This is a genomic window from Kutzneria sp. NPDC051319, from assembly GCF_040682195.1.
In the GTDB taxonomy this organism is placed as follows: domain Bacteria; phylum Actinomycetota; class Actinomycetes; order Mycobacteriales; family Pseudonocardiaceae; genus Kutzneria.
In genome coordinates this window covers 23,611-42,200 of record NZ_JBFBAM010000035.1, presented here as the reverse complement: position 1 = coordinate 42,200, position 18,590 = coordinate 23,611, and the positions used below count along the sequence as shown (strand labels likewise).

14 protein-coding genes are annotated in these 18,590 nt (G+C 71.5%); 5 read left to right on the top strand and 9 right to left on the bottom strand.

What is annotated here, in order from left to right; translation table 11 throughout:
* Positions 1-11: 11 nt before the first annotated feature.
* Entirely contained in the window at positions 12-1,814 is a 1,803-nt protein-coding gene (locus AB0M73_RS29295; RefSeq protein ID WP_363896941.1) for a type VII secretion-associated protein, read from the bottom strand.
* Between the two features lies 1 nt (position 1,815).
* On the bottom strand, positions 1,816-5,808 hold the full coding sequence (gene eccCa, locus AB0M73_RS29290) for a type VII secretion protein EccCa (protein ID WP_363896938.1): 3,993 nt from the start codon (positions 5,806-5,808) through the stop codon (positions 1,816-1,818).
* Positions 5,809-6,010: 202 nt separating this feature from the next.
* Between eccCa and eccD the strand changes: the two genes are divergently transcribed.
* Positions 6,011-7,408, top strand: coding sequence for a type VII secretion integral membrane protein EccD (eccD, locus tag AB0M73_RS29285; protein WP_363896935.1), 1,398 nt, complete (start codon positions 6,011-6,013; stop codon positions 7,406-7,408).
* A gap of 7 nt (positions 7,409-7,415) precedes the next feature.
* Complete coding sequence (gene mycP, locus AB0M73_RS29280; protein WP_363896932.1) at positions 7,416-8,885, top strand: type VII secretion-associated serine protease mycosin; 1,470 nt, start codon at positions 7,416-7,418, stop codon at positions 8,883-8,885.
* A gap of 63 nt (positions 8,886-8,948) precedes the next feature.
* On the opposite strand, the gene AB0M73_RS29275 is transcribed toward mycP, so the two are convergent.
* The 3 genes from AB0M73_RS29275 to eccB are packed head-to-tail and all read right to left on the bottom strand — an operon-like array spanning position 8,949 to position 11,999.
* The gene (locus tag AB0M73_RS29275) at positions 8,949-9,995 is read right to left on the bottom strand and encodes a WXG100 family type VII secretion target (protein ID WP_363896929.1); all 1,047 of its coding nucleotides are present in this window, start codon (positions 9,993-9,995) and stop codon (positions 8,949-8,951) included.
* Positions 9,992-10,306: a type VII secretion target gene (locus AB0M73_RS29270; RefSeq protein ID WP_363896926.1), complete on the bottom strand. Its 315-nt coding sequence runs from the start codon at positions 10,304-10,306 to the stop codon at positions 9,992-9,994. The genes AB0M73_RS29275 and AB0M73_RS29270 overlap by 4 nt, the downstream gene beginning before the upstream one ends.
* Positions 10,307-10,358: 52 nt before the next feature.
* Positions 10,359-11,999, bottom strand: coding sequence for a type VII secretion protein EccB (gene eccB / locus AB0M73_RS29265; RefSeq protein ID WP_363896923.1), 1,641 nt, complete (start codon positions 11,997-11,999; stop codon positions 10,359-10,361).
* Between the two features lie 274 nt (positions 12,000-12,273).
* On the opposite strand from eccB, the gene eccE reads away from it, so the two are divergent.
* From eccE to AB0M73_RS29250, 3 genes are all read left to right on the top strand, one after another.
* Positions 12,274-13,455, top strand: coding sequence for a type VII secretion protein EccE (eccE, locus tag AB0M73_RS29260; RefSeq protein ID WP_363897070.1), 1,182 nt, complete (start codon positions 12,274-12,276; stop codon positions 13,453-13,455).
* On the top strand, positions 13,452-14,186 hold the full coding sequence (locus AB0M73_RS29255; RefSeq protein WP_363896920.1) for a hypothetical protein: 735 nt from the start codon (positions 13,452-13,454) through the stop codon (positions 14,184-14,186). The genes eccE and AB0M73_RS29255 overlap by 4 nt, the downstream gene beginning before the upstream one ends.
* A 61-nt stretch (positions 14,187-14,247) precedes the next feature.
* Positions 14,248-15,336 carry a hypothetical protein gene (locus AB0M73_RS29250; RefSeq protein ID WP_363896917.1) on the top strand — a complete coding sequence of 363 codons (1,089 nt, stop codon included), beginning with the start codon at positions 14,248-14,250 and terminating at the stop codon, positions 15,334-15,336.
* A 67-nt stretch (positions 15,337-15,403) separates the two neighbouring features.
* Here AB0M73_RS29250 and truA read toward each other — a convergent pair whose 3' ends face one another.
* From truA to rpsD, 4 genes are all read right to left on the bottom strand, one after another.
* The gene (truA, locus tag AB0M73_RS29245) at positions 15,404-16,255 is read right to left on the bottom strand and encodes a tRNA pseudouridine(38-40) synthase TruA (RefSeq protein WP_363896914.1); all 852 of its coding nucleotides are present in this window, start codon (positions 16,253-16,255) and stop codon (positions 15,404-15,406) included.
* Positions 16,252-16,794, bottom strand: coding sequence for a 50S ribosomal protein L17 (gene rplQ / locus AB0M73_RS29240; RefSeq protein ID WP_363896911.1), 543 nt, complete (start codon positions 16,792-16,794; stop codon positions 16,252-16,254). The genes truA and rplQ overlap by 4 nt, the downstream gene beginning before the upstream one ends.
* Positions 16,795-16,826: 32 nt before the next feature.
* Positions 16,827-17,882: a DNA-directed RNA polymerase subunit alpha gene (locus AB0M73_RS29235; protein WP_043721571.1), complete on the bottom strand. Its 1,056-nt coding sequence runs from the start codon at positions 17,880-17,882 to the stop codon at positions 16,827-16,829.
* 86 nt (positions 17,883-17,968) lie between these two features.
* The gene (rpsD, locus tag AB0M73_RS29230) at positions 17,969-18,574 is read right to left on the bottom strand and encodes a 30S ribosomal protein S4 (RefSeq protein ID WP_363896907.1); all 606 of its coding nucleotides are present in this window, start codon (positions 18,572-18,574) and stop codon (positions 17,969-17,971) included.
* Between the last annotated feature and the right edge of the window lie 16 nt (positions 18,575-18,590).

The following is an 18,590-nucleotide window of genomic DNA, read 5'->3' as shown; positions in this document are numbered from 1 at the left end:
GCGTCTCCTCCTCAGGCTTGCACCGCCAGCGTGCTCACGACCTGCCGGCACGCGGCCAGCACGGCGTCGCGGTCGCCGGGCGGGTACTGGCAACCGACGCTGACCTGCGCCTTGCCCTTGAGCACCACGTACCAGTCGACCGATGCCCCGTCGACACTCTCGCGGTAGTAGAGGACATCCTTGCCGCCGAAGCTGGTGGCGTCCGAGAAATCGGAGAACTCGGAGCCGGCCTGCGCCACCGCCGACCGCACCTGGCTGACGGCCAGGTCGCGCTGGGTGCTGGCGTCGTAGTTCAGCGCCCGCTCCTGCACGGCGATCAGGTCGCTGCCGGTCGAGCCGTCCGGCTTGAGCTTCACCTCGCGGAACGAGGCGTCGCCGCCGATCTGGCTCCATCCCGGCGGCGCGGTGAAGCGATAGTCGTACTGGGCCACGTCCTTGCCGTCCGGGCCGCCCGTGACCAGGCGGAACACGGCCACGCCGGCGGCGAGCACCACCACCACGGAGCCGACCACGATCCACGGCAGCCACTTGCCACGCTTGCGCGCCACCACGGGCGCCGGCGGCACCTGCGGGAAGTTCATCGACACCGGCCGGGTGACATCGGAAGATCGCGTCACGTCGGAGGCGCCGGCCGGCATCGGGCCCGCCCCGCCCACCGGGATCGCCGCGAAGCCCGGGCTCGGCGTCTCCAACGGCTGCTGCATCACGTTCGGCGGCCGCACCCCTGGGAACGCGCCCGTCCGATGTGGATCAAGGGTCACCACCCGCAGCGCGCCGCGGGCCACGATGGTCTCCGGCTGGTCCAAGGTGGTCGGCAGCACGCCGGTGCGCTCGTGCACCAGCCGGGCGACCAGTGGGATCCGGCTGGAGCCGCCGACCAGGAACACCGTGCTCAGCTCGCCGCCGGTCAGCCGCGCCGCCTTGACGGTGTCGGCGACCAGGTCGGCCGCCCGACCCAGCTGCGGGCCGATCAGGCGTTCCAGGTCGGCCCGCGTGATGTGGGCGTCCGGAAACGGCTGCGGCATCGGCACATCCGTGTAGGCGTGCCGGGACAGCGTCTCCTTGGCCCCACGCACGTCCTGCCGCAGCACCCGGCGGCGACGGCGGTCGGCCATCTCCCGGCCTTCCATCAACGCCTGCCACGCCGACGGATCCGACCCCGACACCAGCGTGCCGACGTGCTCCAGCAGCGCCTGGTCGATGTCCGCGCCGCCGAAGTTCGGCTCGCCCCGGGTGGCCAGCACCTCGAACGAGGCCCCGCGCCGACGCACCACGCTCGCGTCCACGGTCCCGCCGCCGAAGTCCAGCACGGCCAACGCCGTCCCGTCCGGCATCGCCGTGGACGCCGAGTGGAACACCGCCGCGGCAACGGGTTCCGGCACCAGCGACAGCTCCGCCCCCAGCCCCTGCCCGGCCTGGCGCAGGATCCGGGTGCGGACCGCGCCCCAGTCGGCGGGATGGGTCAGCACCAGCAGGTCGATCCGCGCGCCGCCGACCAGCCGCCGTGCCTCGTTGGTGGCCCGCACCAACACCGCCCGCACCACGTCCAGCACGTTGAGCACGGTGTCGCCGAGCAGCAGCTGCCCCTCGTCGATGCGGCGCTTGGGATTCGGCTCGTAGCGCGACGGGTCCACCGCCGCCTGCCGCTCCGCCTCCTGCCCCACGAACAGCGTGCCGCCGCGGTCGGCGAAGACCGCCGACGGCATCACCGGCGTGCCGCCCTCCAGGACGACCAGCTGCGGCTCCTTGCCGTCGACGGCCACCGCGACGCACGTGCTCGACGTGCCGAAGTCGACCGCTACGTGGACCGTCAACTCACTCGCCCGGCAGCCACGCGGTCTGCATGAGCTGCTGGCCCAGCTTGCGGGTGACGATCATGCCCCGGCCCGGCGGCAGCACCGTCGGCTTGTAGGTGCCGATCAGCACGCCCTCGTCCTTGCTGCAGCTCATCACCATGCCGGGCGCGGCGATCTCCCGCAGCTTGCCGATCACCGGGTCGAACAGCGCCCGGCTGGCGCCGCCGGAGCGGCGGGCCAGGATCATGTGCAGGCCGACGTCCTTGGCCTGCGGCAGGAACTCCGACAGCGGCTGCAGCGGGTTGCCGCTCTGGGTGGCCACCAGGTCGTAGTCGTCGACCACGACGAAGACCTCCGGCCCCTTCCACCAGGACCGGGCCTTGAGCTGCTCCTGCGTGACGTCGGGGCCGGGCAGCCGGCCCTTGAGGGAGTTCTTGACGTCGTTGATGGTGTCGCCGAGCTGGTTGGCCGACACCACGTAGCTGAGCAGGTGGTCGGTGTCGACGAAGCCGAGCATCGTGCGCCGGTAGTCGACCAGCAGGATGACGGCCTCGGTGGTGGTGTAGCGGGTCATGATGCCGCGCACGATGGTGCGCAGCAGGTTGGTCTTGCCGGACTCGCCCTCGGCGAAGGCGTAGAAGTGCGAGTCGTTGTCGAAGTCGAGGAACACCGGCGCCAGGCCGTCCTCGTTGACGCCGATCGGCACGAGGTGCGGGTTGCGCTGCTGTTGCGGCGACGGCATCTGCTCGTAGGGCAGCATCTCGGGCAGCAGCCGGACCTTCGGCGCGACCGGGCCGCGCCAGGCGGCGGTGATCTTGCCGATGGCGTCCTGCACGCCGGCGCCGACGTCGCTCGCGTTGGACGAGGAGTCGATGCGCGGCAACGCGGTCAGGAAGTGCAGGCGGTCCGGGGTCAGGCCGCGGCCGGGGCGGCCGACGGGCACGTTCACGGCCACCTTGCGGTCGAACTCGGACTCGCTGGGGTCACCGAGCCGCAGCTCGAACCGGGTGCCCATCAGGTCCTTGACCGCGGGCCGGATCTCCGCCCAGCGGTTGGCCGAGATCATCACGTGGATGCCGTAGGACAGGCCCTGCGCGGCCAGGCTGAGAATGGCCGGCTCCAGCGCCTCGAACTCCTGTCGGAAGTTCAGCCAGCCGTCGATGACCACGAACACGTCGCCGTACGGGTCGTCCTGGATCTCGCCGCGGCGCTTGCGGTTGCGGAACTCCACCATGCCGTCGATGCCGGCGGCGCGGAACCGCTGCTCCCGGTCGGAGATCAGGCCGCTGAGCTCGGCCACCATGCGCCGGGCCTTGTCCGGCTCCAGCCGGCTGGCCACGCCGCCGACGTGCGGCAGCGCCTCCAGCGGCGAGAGCGTGCCGCCGCCGAGGTCCAGGCAGTAGAACTGGACCTCCTCCGGCGTGTGCGTGATGGCCATCGACATGATCAGCGTCCGCAGCAGCATGGACTTGCCGGACTGCGGCCCGCCGACGACCGCGCCGTGGCCGGCCGCGCCCGAGAAGTCGGCCCAGAACGGGTCGCGTCGCTGGTCGAACGGCTTGTCCACCAGGCCGAGCGGGATCTGCAGGTAGCCCTGGAAGCCCTGCGGGAAGATGCCCCGGTCCGGCGTCGCGGCCAGCGGCGGCAGCAGCATGTCCAGCGACTGCGGCTCGTTCAGCGGCGGCAGCCACACCTGGTGGGCCGGCGCGCCCTGGCCGTTGAGCCGCCCGACGATGACCTCGAGCACGCTGGGCTCGATCTTGTCGTCCTTGGGCTTCTCCTTGACCGCCTCGCGCGGCTTCTCCGGCTCCTTGGGGATCTCCACGAAGTCCGGCACGAAGAACTTGGGCCTGCGGTCGCCGCTGATGCCGGCGGGCGTGGCCGGGCCGGCGATCATGCCGGCCGGCCGGTACGGGCCGGAGACGTAGGCGGCCTTGAACCGGGTCATCGGCTCGCCCTGCACGGCCAGGTAGCCCGAGCCCGGGATCGGCGGCAGCTCGTAGGCGTCGGGCACGCCGAGCACCGCGCGGGACTCGGAGGCGGAGAAGGTCTTCAGACCGATTCGGTAGGACAGGTAGGTGTCCAGGCCGCGGAGCTTGCCCTCCTCCAGCCGCTGCGAGGCCAGCAGCATGTGGATCTGCAGCGACCGGCCGACGCGGCCGATCTGGAGGAAGATGTCGATGAAGTCGGGCTTGGCCGTCAGCATCTCGGAGAACTCGTCGATGCAGATGAACAGGGCCGGCAGCGGGTCGAGGTCGGCGCCCTTCTCGCGGGCGCTCTCGTAGTCCCACACGTTCTTGTAGTTGCCCTTGGCCAGCACTTCCTGGCGGCGGGACACCTCGCCGGCGATCGCGTCCTTCATGCGGTCGACCATGGTGAGGTCGCCGGACAGGTTGGTGATGACCGCGGCCACGTGCGGCGCGTCGTCCAGGCCGAGGAACGTCGCGCCACCCTTGAAGTCGACCAGGATCATGTTGAGCGCGGTGGACGAGTGCGTGGCCAGCAGGCCCAGCACCAGGGTCCGCAGGAACTCGGACTTGCCGGAACCGGTGGCGCCGATACACAGGCCGTGCGGGCCCATGCCGCCCTCGGCCGCCTCCTTGATGTCCAGCTCCACGGACTGGCCGAACTCGCCGACGCCGAACGGGATCTTGTACCGGTCCGACTTGGGCCGCGGCCGCCAGGCCTGCCCGATCTCGAAGGTCATCGGGTCGCCGGGGATGCCCAGCAGCTCCAGGATGGGCGGGTTGGCGTTGAGCAGCGGCTGGTCCTCGGCGCCGGTGGCCTCCTGGCCGCCGACCCGGTACGGCGACAGCCGGCGGGCCAGCGCCTCGGCCTCCGGCACGGTGAGCGTGTCGGGCTGGCCGAACCACTCCACGCCGGCGTTGCTGCGGGCGCCCAGCCGCTCCGGTTCGACGACCAGGCGCAGGCCGCGGCGGGCGGCCAGGTTGCCGAGCGAGTCGGACAGGTCGAGCAGGGTCACGCCGACGAGGCCCTCGTCGAGGATGATCTGCTCCTCGCGGGTGATCTCGCCGTCGTCGACGATGATCAGGATGTGCGGCTGGTCGGTCAGCGGCGGGGCGTTGCGCTGGAAGCGCTGGCGGTCCTTGGTCTGCTCGTGCAGCCAGTCCTCGACCTGCTGGAGCGAGCCGCTCATCAGGCGCAGCTGGCCGATGCCGTCGATGTCGGTGGGGTGCTGGGCGTGGGGCAGCCACTTGCACCATTCCCACTCGTCCTTGGCCCGGCCCGTGCTGACCACGGCGATCAGCAGGTCCTCCGGCGAGTGGAAGGTGACCAGCTGGCCGATCATGGCGCGGGCCAGGCCGCGGGTGAGCTCCCGCTCGCCCAGCAGCGAGATGGCCGCGAAGCCGCGCATGGTGATCATGGTCGGCAGGTCGGGCACGATCGAGTGGGCGCGCACGAAGCGGCGCAGCGCCAGGGTGGCGATCGGCTCCAGCTCGTCGACGGGGCCGGTCTGCGGCGGCACGAGCCGGGTGGCCAGCCGCTGGGAACCGCGGGCGATGCGCACGTGGCCGAAGTCGGGGTCGCTCTGCCGGCGCTCCCACATCCGCCGCGTGGTGGCCATCGACCACAGGGCCTGGGGGTCCGGGTGGTTCCACTCCAGGGCGGCCCGCTGCTCGTCGGCCGCGTCCCGGGCGCGCTCCCGCATCTGGCCGAGGTAGCGCAGGTAGTCCTTGCGGTCCTCGTTCATCTCGGCCTTGCGCTGGCCGCCGCCGCGCCCGCCGCCCGCGCCGCCGGCCATCATGCCGACGGTGGAGATGAGGAAGAAGCCGCCCATCATGATCGTCTGCGGGTTCTTGGCGCCCGGCGCCGTGAACATGTAGCCCATCATGCCGACCGAGGCGACGATCATGACGACCGGCAGCACCTTCATCACGATGTTGCCGGGAATGATCCGGGGCAGCTCGGGCGGCGGCTCCAGATGCACCTCACCGCCGGGCGGCCGGGGCGCGGCTAGGCGCGGCGAACGCCTGAACTGGAGCGTGCTCACCGGGGACACACCTCTTCGGGTCGGGGGTGGATCGAAAACCCATGGGAACGTCTTCACCGGAACCGCCGTTCCCGGCCGCGCCGGTGCGGCCATACTAGGGGCGGCCACCGACGGCGCGCGGGCGGTTCGCGGAGTTCGGACGCGAAACGACCGCACACGGCGGTGGTGAGTCCACACGAGACCGAAAGACGAGGGGGCCCAGGTGGCGACCGGTACGACGGTGTTCAGCCGGGTGACGGTGGTCGCACCGCAGACACGGATCGACGTCGCGTTGCCGTCCGACGTCGCGGTTGCCGACCTGATGCCGATGCTGTTGCACATGGCCAAGGAGGTCAAGCCGGACGGCGGCGCCCGCCACGGCGGCTGGTGCCTGGCCAAGCTGGGCGACCCGCCGCTGGACGCGAGCCGCACGCTGGCCTCGCTCGGCGTCGTGGACGGCGACCTGCTGCAGTTGCGCCGCCGCTCGGAGAATCCGCCGCCGCCGCTGTACGACGACGTCGTCGACGCCATCGCGGAGTCCAATCCGGACAGTTTCCGGCCGTGGACCGCCGACACCGCAAGGCGGATCGGTCACGTGGCCGGCACGGTCGCGCTGATCGGCGCGGCCGTCGCGGTGCTGCTGGCCGGCCCGTTGACGCCCGGCGGCTACGGCCTGGTGGCGGCGATCGCCGCCGGCGTCGGCATGATCGCCAGCGTCGCGGTCGGCGCCGTGCTGACCCGGGTCTACCAGGTGCCCGTGACCGGGGTGATCGTCGCCGCGGCCGGCGGGCTGCCGATGGCCTTCGTGGCCGGGCTGTACGTGATCCCGGGCGAGCTCACCCGGTGGAGCCTGTTGTTGGCCTGCCTGCTGGTGATGATCGTTTCCTGGGCCTGCATCCTGCTGGTCGGATCGGGCGTGACCGTGTTCATCGCGGCCGCCACCGCGTCCACCCTGGGCTGGCTGGCCTTCCTGGTCGGCGCGCTGCTGGACACGCAGCCCATCGCCGGCGTCGCCGCCGGTGCGGCCGCGGTGTCGCTGGTCGCGCTGTCCTGGCTGCCGCGCTTCACCATCCGGCTGGCCAAGCTGCCGCTGCCGACCGTGCCCAGCAACGCCGAGGACCTCAAGGACGACGGCGGCTTCCCCGAGTACGCCATGATCGAGAAGCGAGCCGGCCTCGCCCACGAGTACATGACCGGCATGATCATCGGCGCCGGCGTGACCTCCGCCGTCGCCGCCGTGCTGGCCGCCACCTCCGGCACCGTGTGGGGCCCGATCTTCGCCGTCGCGGTCACGCTGGTGATGCTGCTGCGCTCGCGCACGTACGCCAACGGCTGCCAGGCCGTCGCCCTGCTGGCCAGCGGCATCGTCGCCGGCGCCGGCGTGCTGGCCGGCTGGATCGCGCTGTCCGACCCGTTCGGCCGGCTGCTGTGGGTGTTCGGCACGCTGATCGTGGTCGGCGCGGCCGCCCTGGTGCTCGGCGTCGCCTTCCCCAACCGCAAGTTCTCGCCCGTGCTGCGCCGCTCCGTCGACGTGTTCGAGGCCGTCTGCATCGCCTCGGTGGTGCCGCTGGCGCTGGCCGTCATGGACCTCTACAGCACGCTGCGCCACCTGAACCTCTGAGGGGATCATGCGGATCACACGGACAACCGCGCTGGCGGCGACCGTCCTGGTCGCGCTGCTCGGCCCCGGCCTGGCGCCCGCGCTGGCCCAGAACACCGTGCCCGCCGCCGACTCCGACGCGTGGGCCCCGCCGGCGCTGACCGAGACGGGGGCGCCGGCCAACGTGACGCCGGACAAGGGCATCGGGGTCGCCAACGGCACCTTCACCGAGCAGCAGCAGTGCATCAGCTCCAGTGGCGGCGGCGCGCAGCTCAAGGAGGCGCCCAACGGCCAGACCTGGCTGCGCCTGGACGAGGCGCACCAGTACTCCACGGGGCAGAGCCAGACCGTGGCCGTGATCGACACCGGCGTGAACACGCACGATGAGTTCACCGGGCGACTGCTGCCGAAGGTCGACTACCTCGGCGGCGTCACCGGCGTGAACAAGGACGACTGCGACGGCCACGGCACCGAGGTGGCCGGCATCATCGGCGCGGACACCACCGGCACCGGTGTCGGCTTCCAGGGCGTGGCCCCCAAGGCCAAGATCCTCCCGATCCGGCAGACCAGCCCGTCGATCAAGGTCAAGACGCCGACCGACCAGACCGACCGCGGGGCCGGCAACTCCACCTCGCTGGCCTACGCCATCCTGACCGCCGTCGAGAAACACGCCACGGTCATCAATATTTCGCTGTCGGCCTGCCTGACCCTGAACATGGGCCCGCTCGACCAGAGCTCGCAGAAGCTGTTGCAGCGCATCGTGCACTACGCGGTGAACGACAAGAAGGTGGTCATCGTGGCCGCCGCCGGCAACCTGAGCCAGGGCGCTCCCTGCAACACGCAGAACGACAACCCGGATCCCAACCGTCCCAAGTGGATCGAGTCGCCGGCCTGGTTCGCCAACGACGTGCTGTCGGTCGGCGCGATCAACACCGACGGTCCCAGCCCGGGCGCGCCGTCCGCCTTCTCCATGTGGGGGCCGTGGGTCGGCGTCGCCGGCCCGGGCACCGGCATCATCACCCTGGACCCGGGCCGCACCTCCGGCCTGGCCAACCAGGAGTCCGTCAACGGGCAGATGCAGACGTTGCAGGGCACCAGCTTCGCCGCCCCGTACGTGGCCGGGCTGGCCGCGCTGGTCAGGGACAAGTTCCCCAATCTCGACGCGTACCAGGTGATGCGCCGCATCGAGATGACCGCCCAGCACCCGGGCACGCCGTCCGGCCGCAACAACCAGGTCGGCTACGGCATGGTCGACCCGGTGGCCGCGCTGACCGCCGTGGTCCCGGGTGAGCCCAACGCGCCGGCCACGGCCAAGGCCGCGTCTATCCCGTCGGACGTCGGCGTGGCCGAGGTCAAGAGCCTGTCGCCGATGATGTGGGCCATGTACGGCACGCTCATCGGCGTCGCCCTGCTGCTGATCACCCTGTTCCTGGTCCACGCCACGAACCGGGCCCGCCGCAACCACCGACCGGCCGCCCCGCAACGGCTGCGCATGTGAGCCTCACTCGACAGTGAAAGGGGCCCCGCGCTTGCGGGGCCCCTTTTTGCCGAGTCGAACCGCCTAGTTCTCGCCGATGACCGTGGGCGCGGTCTTCTCCGGCGCTCCCAGCAGGTCACGCAGATCACCGCTGAGCCGGATCTTGGACTTGTGCTCCTGGTCCTCGCCGCCCTGGCCCTTCTGGCCGCCGGCCATGCCGCCCATCATGCCCATGCCACCGCCGGCCTGCCCGCCGCCGGCGGGCGGGGCAGCGGCCGCCGGGGCAGCGGGAGCCGGGCTGAAGTGCTCGGTGGAGGTTGGTTCGACGGCGCCGGAAACGGTGCCCGCGCCCGGTGCCTGTACGGCGTCGTGAGCGATCCCGGCGGCGGACGGCATGGCGGCGTGGGCTCCACCACCGCCTCCTCCGCCGCCACCACCGGCCGCAGCAGCGGCGGCGTGGGCGGCGGGTGCGGCCGCGGCGGCCGGGGCGGTTGCCGCGGCGGGCTGGGGCTGCGACGGAGGCTGGGCCGGCGGGGCGTAGTCGTACGACCAGTTCCCGGTCGGCATCGCGTGCTTGACGGTGATCTTGGAGAAGGCGTCGCCGCCGTGCACACCATCGCACAGCTTGGTGAAGGCCTCCAGCACGTCCCGCACGGACTCGAACAGCTGCTTGGTCGGCTCGTGCTGGTCGTCGAGGTGCTCGGTGGCCCGCTTCTCCCCGTGCACGGGCACGGACAGCGCCTCGGACACGGTGTCGGCGCTCTCGGCCAGCGTGTCGCCGAGCTGGTCGACCAGGTGCTCGACACCGTCGGCGGTCTGCTGCAACGCGTCGGCCATGGCATTCATGGCGTCGGCGAGGTCGTGCCCGGACAGGCCGTAGGACTGCATGTAGGCCATGAACGAGTCGGCGTCCTTGCCCTGCCACGACGCGTCCAGCCCGCCCAGGGACTTGGTCAGCGTGTCGGTGACCTCGCCGGCGGCCTTGGCCGCCTTGCGCCAGCGGTCGGCCTCGTCCCGCAGCGCGGACCACTTGCCGACCAGCGGCGCGTAGTACTCCTCGACGGGATCGGTCACGCCCAGCTGGCGGCTGATCTGGGACAGGTAGTCCAGGTGGGCCGGCGACGCGCTCACCTGGCGCCCGCCTTCTTCAGCAGGGCCGCCACGTCCTGGTCGTGCGAGCCGTAGTGGTCGGCGGTCTTGGCCAGGCTCTCGGACGCCGCGGTCAGCGCGTCGACCGCCCGGGCCAGCTGCTCGGACAGCGTCTGCGCGGCCTGGGCGTACGCGGTGTCGGCGCCAGTGTTGCGCCCGAGCTGGCCGAAGGCGTCGGCCGGCAGCGGCGCGCCCTTGAGGGCGTCGCGCGCCGAACCCAGCTCGGACGCCGACCGGGACACCGTCTTGGCATAGCTCGCGATCCAGTCCGGATCGATGTGCACGCCGCTCACGCCGTCCCCTCTCGTCGAATGCTCCGGCCCCTTCGACGCGCCCGGGCCTGGTTCAGTTCCCCGACCCGCCGGCCGGCGGCGCCTGCTGGTTGTTGCTGGGCGCCGCGGTCGGGTAGCTGCCGGCGTCGGCCGGCAGCTGCATGGTGTCGTAGGTGCGCAGCGCGGCGCCCGGATCGAGCGCGGTGCCCTGCGGCAGCAGCTTCACGATGGCGTCCGGGGCCGGCGGGTAGCTGGCCGGATCCCCGAGGCCGACGCCCGCGGCCACCTGGTCCGGGGTCATGGTGGCGATCGACGACGCGAAGCCGTACCGCACGCCGAGATCGGAGACCACGTACACCGGGCCGGTGCGCTCGTCCGAAGTGGAGGTGCTGTCCCGCACCACGGCGGCCTGGCCGGTGGGCAGGTAGAAGTCGGCGACCTTGGTGCCGTCGGTGCTCGGCGTGCCCAGCTTGATCGGCTTGACGTTGTTGGGCAGCAGCGGCTTGCCGGCTTCGAGGATGCGCACGGTCATGCTCGGGTTGTTGTCCGGATAGCTCCAGGCCGCGCAGACCGCCGGGTAGTCGTTGTAGTCGACCGGATTGACCTTCTCCACCGGGAACTCGTCGAGCGCCCACGGCGTGTGGATGCGCGGGACCGCCTTCAGGTCGCCCGGCTCCACGTTGTGCGGCTTGGTGCCGCCGTTCTCGTAGATGGCCTCGGCCGCGACCGGGGAGACCTCGTGCCGTCCCTCGGCCACCAGCACGTAGTAGTGGTCGGAGTTGTCGACCTCGACGGTGTGCATCACATCGCCGATCTTCGCGCCGGCCGGCGCCTCGTAGCTGGTCGGCTGCTCGCCGCGGCCGGGAATGTCGGGCAGGCTCAGCGGCACCGTGCCCGGGACGGCGTTGAGCACCGCGCTGCTGATCGGCCGCGCGTACTGCTCCTGCAACCGGTAGGCGTTGGCGATGGCCTTGTCCCGGTCCAGGTCCACTTCGGACTTGACCACCCGCGTGTGGTTCAGGCCGAGGCTCGTGCTGAACGAGGACTTGCGGTAGATCAGGTAGTACGACTTGCCCCGGTCCGGGGTGACCAGCAGCGGCTGCGACAGGCTGATCTCCGAGCCGACCCCGTCCACGCCGCCGATCACCGACGTGGTCGGCGTCGAGCTCTTGTCGGCGTTGTCGGGCAGCGTGTCGCACACGTCCCAGAAGTTGCCGACCCGTTGCGGCCCAACGGGAAGCATCTGCGGACCGTCCACAAGGCCCTGCTTCTTGTCACGCGGGAGGCCCTTGAGCACGTCGTCGTCGACCACGGCCGGCGTGGCCACCGCGGGCGAGGCGGCCCCGGCCTGCCCGCCACCGCCGCCGCTGCTGTTGGCCAACAGGATCAGCCGAGCCGACGTCACATTGAACGTGGGCACCAGGCGCTTGTTGTTGCTGCTGTCGGTGATCAACGCGTACACCGCGCCGGACTGCTTGCCGATCACGACGCCGTTGGCCTCGGGCACCGAGCCCGCCGGGCTCAACACGGCGAACAGGACGAAGCCGATGGCCGCGACCATGGCGAGCAGCACGCCCACCACGGCCGAGCGCATGTGCGACCCCATCGGGTCGTGCATCATGACCGAGTCCTTGCGCACCAAGGCGGACTCCATCCGCCTCAGCATGAATCGATACGCCTGGACCTGGGACTTGCTCGTAGGTGTCGAAGGCATTCGCGGCTCGCAGCTCTCCTGTTCGCGGTACGGTTTCGCAGGATAGCGGGAGGCAGTGCCGGCCGGGTGTGCTTCGGGACGACCCGATCGGCCATCGCCCGATATCGCAGCGCACACCGAGGGGAAGATCGAGCGGATGTCCGTCACCACGCAACGCCCGGGGCCGCCCAGCAACGGCGCGCCACCGCCGCAGGCGCAGCCGGCAGCGCCACCGCCGCAGCGCGTGCCGCCGGCACGCCGGCGCAAGGCGGGCGCGAGCATCGGCGGCCTGCCGGTGGCCAACCTCGTCGTGCTGGAGATCGGCGTGGCCGTCGGCCTCGGCCTGCTCGCGATCAACACCTCGCTGCTGCCGGTCGCCGGCGGCATCGCCGGCCTGGCCCTCATCCTGACGTTCATCCGCTGGAGTGGCCGGTGGTTCACCCAGTGGGTGGGCCTGACGGTCCGCTACCTGTTCCGCTCGCACAGCCGGGTCAGCTCGCCGGCCGAGGCCGCGACCGTCCCCGTCGACGACGACGGTGAGACGAAGGTCATCGGCGCCGAGGACGCCCGGGTCGCGCTGCTCCGGCTCGCGGTGCCGGATCTTGTCGTCGCGCACGCCGTCGACCACGAGCGCGCGCCGGTCGGCATGGCGTGGCAGGACGGCGTCTGGACGGCCGTGCTGCGGGTGGAGCTGGAGCCGCTGCTCGTCTCGCCCATCGGCAAGGCCCCCAACCTGCCGCTCGGCGCGCTGGCGCCGTGCCTCGAAGACCGCGGCGTGGTCCTCGACTCGATCCGTGTGCTGTGGCACTGCTACCCCGGCAGCGCCGTGCTGCCCCCCAACTCGCCCGCGCTGTCCTCCTACATGGAGGTGCTCGGCGCGCTGCCGACCTCCGCGCGGCGCACCACGCTCGTGGCCGTGCGGCTGGACCCGCGGCGCTGCGGAGCGGCCATCCGCGAGCGTGGCGGCGGCGTCGTCGGCGCGCACCGGGCGCTGATCGGCGCGCTGTCCCGCGTGCGCAGCGCCCTGGAGGGCCGTGGCGTGCCGACCCGCCCGCTGGACTCCGACGAGCTGCTCACCACCGGCATCGCCATCAGCGAGCTGACCGGCGCGCAGGCCGCCGAGGGCCGCGTGGGGCTGACCGAGAAGTGGGGCGGCGTGACCGCCGCCGGCGTCGGCCACTCCAGCTACTCCATCACCGGCTGGCCCAGCGGCGGCGTCGCCGCCGGCCTGAACGCGTTCACCAGCATCCGGGCGCTGTCCTCCACGGTCGCGCTGGCCATCTCGCCCGGTGGGCAGGACGGCCAGGTCGGGCTGCGCGGGCTGGTCCGGATCAGCGCCCGCACCCCGTCCGAGCTGGACCGCGCCGAGGACCGGCTGGAGAAGATGTCCGACCAGCTCGGATTCGACGTCACCCCGCTGCGCGGCCTGCAGACCGCCGCGCTGGCCGCGACGCTGCCGTTCGGAGGATGGGCATGAGCACGGGTCAGACCCGGTCCCGCGACACCATGGGCAAGGTCGGCGGGCTCGCCCCCGAGTACCTGGTGTCGCCCGAGCTGCTGGACGCCGTCAGCCCGTCGGCCGAGCGCGGCGGCACCCTGATCGGCAGCGACCCGGCCAACGAGCCGGCCAGCGTCTCGCTGCTGCGCCCGATGCCCACCCGCGTGGTCGCCCTCGGCGGCCTGTACCTGGCCCGCCAGCTCGCGCTGCGGGCGCTGGCCGCAGGCGCCTGGGTAATCATCGCCACCGGCCGCCCACAGGCCTGGCAGGCGCTGGCCCAGGCCACCACCACCGGGCCAAACGAGCGTCCGCTGCCGCTGGTGTCCATCCGCCGGCTGTCGCCGATCGAGTTGCCCGACAGCTCCGAGGACAATCCGCTGCTGGTCGTGCACGACGGCGGCGCCACCCCGGTCGAGCTGCTGCCGCCGCGCACGCCCTGGCAGACCACCATGTACGTGCTGCCCTACCTGCACCCGCAGGCCGGGGCGCTGGCCATGAACGCCGACCTGGTGTTGATCCAGCGGCTCCAGGCCGCGCAGGCCCAGCTGGCCGGCCGGATGTGGCGACTCAACCCGGCCCGGGTCACCGAGCTGTCCCAGCTGCGCGACGACCACGTGCTGGCGTTGGGCCAGGACCTGTGGGTGCCGATCCGCCTGGTCACCAACGAGCGTGAGAAGCAGATCCTCGGGCCGGTCCGCCGCGGCGACTGATTCGCCGACATTCTGGCCGGATCCGACGCAACCCGTCCGTGTCACCGACCGTCACCGCATCATGACGTTCACACGATGTGCGGCGCTGGCGGTCGCCGCGGCGACTGCCCTGCTCGCCGTGCCCGCGACCGCCTCGGCCGCCACGGTGCCGACCGGATTCGCACCGGCATCGAGCACCTGGCTCACGCCGCAGCACGGCTACGTGCTCGGCTACGCCGGAACGACCGGCTACCTGCTGGAGACCACCGACGGCGGCGCTCGGTGGTCCCGGCTGGCCGCCCCGCCGATCTCGCTGCCCGACAACCACAACCACGTCGCGCTGACCGTGCCCGACGCCAAGCACGCCTTCGTCTCGGACGGCGAGCACATCCAGGCCAGCACCGACGGCGGCCACCACTGGTTCGCCGTGACGCTGGCCGGGCTGCCCAGCCCCAGCTACCTCAACAAGATCGCCATCGCCGACGGGCACGTGCTGGCCCTGGCCAGCACCCTCAGCCAGCCCGACCACAACACCACCCAGCTCTACACCGGCAAGGTCGGGGCCAAGACCCTGGCCGCCGTGCCCGGCCTGTCGCTGGACGGCGGCATCACCTACGGAGACCTCGCGGTCGGCGGCGGCGTGCAGGTCTCCATCGGCGCCGACCAGTCCACCAGCAAGTACTGGACGTCCACCGACGGCACGCACTTCACGGCCTCGCCGCTGCCCTGCGACGCGTCCAAGCAGACCCTGCTCGACGGCGTGCGGCAGGGCAAGGTGCTCGACCTCTGCCTCGGCGACCCGTCCGACCCCTCGCCCGGCCACATGCACAAGCAGCTGGTCAGCGCGGCCGCCCTCGGCGTCCGCTACCTGCCCTCCGACGCCGAGGCCCCGCTGGCCGGCATCATCCAGGGCTTCGCCTCCGGCTCCGACCAGAACGCCGCCATCGCCGCCACCGGCGGCGGCGTGGAGCTGCTCTACAGCACCACCGACGGCGGCCGCACCTGGCAGACCACCGAGCTCGACCAGGACCGCTTCGGCCTGGCCGACCTCCAGTTCGTCGACCACGCCACCGGCACCGTGATCACCGGCGCCCCCGACGCGTGGAACGGCTCCGTCCTCTACCGCACCACCGACGCCGGCCACACCTGGCAGCCGATCACCTTCAAGTAGAGCCCACTGAAGCTGTGAAGGGGGCTTTCCCACATTCCGAGTGCGGGAAAGCCCCCTTCACAACCAATCAGCCTGCGGAGCTGACCCGGACGTTGCGGGTGATCGCGGCGCGGGCGGCCAGGTCGGCGTCGGCCGGGTAGTCGACGCGGACCAGGGTCAGGCCGTGCGGCGGGGCGACGCTGACGGAGCTGGAACGCTCGCTGGCGCGCAGCAGGGAGGCCGGCCAGTCGACGGGCTTGCGGCCCTCGCCGACGGACAGCAGCGCCCCGACCAGGCTGCGGACCATGGAGTGGCAGAAGGCGTCGGCGGACACGGCGGCGGTCAGCACGCCGTCCTCGCCTCGCGTCCACTCCAGCCGCTGGAGCTCGCGGATGGTGGTGGCGCCCTCGCGTCGTTTGCAGAAGGCGCAGAAGTCGTGTTCGCCGAGCAGCAGCCGGGACGCCTCGGCCATGGCCGCCAGCGACAGTGGGCGGGGCCAGGACAGGGTGTCCAGCCGGCGCAGCGGATGGGCGCCGAAGGGGGCGTCGGCCACGCGGTACTCGTAGTGCCGGCGCAGCGCGGTGAAGCGCGCGTCGAACTCGTCGGGCACCCGGATCGCCCGGAACACCCGCACATCGGCCGGCAGGATGCGGGACAGTCTCTTCGGCAGACCGTCCACATCGGACTCCGCCGGCAGGTCGACGTGCGCCACCTGACCGCCGGCGTGCACGCCGGCGTCGGTCCGGCCGGCCACGGTCAGCGTCAGCGGCTGCCGGAACACCTGGGACAGCGCGTCTTCCAACACGCCGCACACCGTGCGCCGCTCGGGCTGGCGGGCCCAACCGGAGAAGTCCGTGCCGTCGTAGCCGAGATCGAGCCGCACGCGAACGAGCCCGCCATCCCCAGCGGGAATGGCGGGCTCGTCGTGAACCGAAGTCACTCGGACTTCTTGTCCTCAGCCTCGGTGGTCTCCTCGGCCTCGGCGACAGCCTCGGTCTCGGCGGCCTCGTCAGCGACGGCCTCCTCGGCAGCCGGGGTCTCGACGACCTCGGCGGCCGGGGTCGCGGCCTCGTCCTTGGCGAACTTGGTGCCGCGGGCCTTCTCGGCCTCGGTGGCGACCAGCTGCTCCGCGATCAGCTCGATCACGGCCATGGGGGCGTTGTCGCCCTTGCGGGGCATGGTCTTCACGATGCGGGTGTAGCCACCGTTGCGGTCGGCGAAGTGCGGGCCGATCTCGGCGAACAGCTTGTGCAGCACGTCCTTGTCGCGGATGGTCTTGAGGACCTCGCGACGGTTGTGCAGGTCGCCGCGCTTGGCCTTGCTGATCAGCCGCTCGGCGAGCGGACGCAGCTTGCGCGCCTTGGCCTCGGTGGTCTTGATCCGCCCGTGGGTGAACAGCGCCGTGGCCAGGTTGGCCAGCAGCAGCCGCTCGTGGGCCGGAGACCCGCCAAGCCGGGCGCCCTTGGTGGGGGTCGGCATTTCCGTTACTCCTGTGGTCTAGAACAGCTGGGTCAGAGCTGCTCAGTCTCTGCGTAGTCCTGGCCGTCGTCGTGGTGTCCGTCCACACCCGCGTCGGACCAGCCCGCGTCGGCCGGGAAGTCGGTCGCGGCGACCGACGGGTCGAATCCGGGCGGGCTGTCCTTCAGCGCGAGGCCGAGGCCGACGAGCTTGAGCTTGACCTCGTCGATCGACTTGGCGCCGAAGTTGCGGATGTCGAGCAGGTCGGCCTCGCTGCGCGAGACCAGTTCGCCGACGGTGTGGATGCCCTCACGCTTGAGGCAGTTGTAGGACCGGACCGTGAGGTCCAGGTCCTCGATCGGCATCGCGAACGCGGCGATGGTGTCCGCCTCGGCCGGCGACGGGCCGATCTCGATGCCCTCAGCGTCGGTGTTGAGCTCACGGGCCAGCCCGAAGAGCTCGACCAGCGTCTTGCCCGCGGACGCGACGGAGTCGCGAGGCGTGATCGACGGCTTGGTCTCCACGTCCAGGATCAGCTTGTCGAAGTCGGTGCGCTGCTCGACACGAGTGGCCTCGACCTTGTACGTCACCTTCAGGACCGGCGAGTAGATCGAGTCGACCGGGATCCGGCCGATCTCGGCGCCGGCCTGCTTGTTCTGCACCGCCGGGACGTAGCCGCGACCGCGCTCGACAACGAGCTCGATCTCCAGCTTGCCCTTGGCGTTGAGGGTGGCGATGTGCAGGTCGGGGTTGTGCACGGTGACACCGGCCGGAGGCACGATGTCGCCCGCGGTCACCGCGCCGGGGCCCTGCTTGCGCAGGTACATGGTCACCGGCTCGTCCTCCTCGGAGGACACGACCAGCTCCTTGAGGTTCAGGATGATGTCGGTGACATCCTCCTTCACCCCGGGAACCGTGGTGAACTCGTGCAGCACGCCGTCGATCCGGATGCTCGTCACGGCCGCGCCCGGGATGGACGACAGCAGCGTGCGCCGGATCGAGTTGCCCAACGTGTAGCCGAACCCGGGCTCCAGCGGCTCGATGACGAACCGGGACCGGGTGTCGTTGATGGGCTCTTCGGCGAGCGTGGGTCGCTGAGAGATGAGCACTGCTTACCTTCTTTCGTACGACGCCCGCTATTTGACGTCGACCGAGTTCCGGCCTGACCGCCCGAGGGCGGCCAGGCCGGAAAGGATCACTTCGAGTACAGCTCGACGATCAGCTGCTCCGACACCGGCGTGTCGATCTGGGCCCGCTCGGGGAGCTGGTGCACCAGAACACGCAGGGTGGACGGAACCACCTGGAGCCAAGCCGGGATCGGACGGTCACCGAAGGTGGCCTTGGCGACCTCGAAAGGCAGCGTCGGCAGCGACTTCGGCTTCACGTCGATGATGTCCCACTTGGACACCCGGTAGCTGGGGATGTTCACCTTGTGGCCGTTCACGATGAAGTGACCGTGGCTGACCAGCTGGCGGGCCTGGCGGCGAGTGCGAGCCAGACCGGCGCGGTAGACGACGTTGTCCAGTCGCGCCTCGAGGATCTGCAGCAGGTTCTCGCCGGTCTTGCCGGACTTGCGAACCGCTTCCTCGTAGTAGCGACGGAACTGACGCTCCAGCACGCCGTAGGTGTAGCGAGCCTTCTGCTTCTCCTGCAGCTGCAGGAGGTACTCGGACTCCTTGATGCGACCGCGGCCGTGCTGGCCGGGCGGATACGGACGGCGTTCAAAGGACTTGTCGCCGCCGACGAGGTCGACCTTGAGGCGGCGCGAGATGCGCGACGCGGGGCCGGTGTAACGAGCCATCTGTGCTTACTCCTCC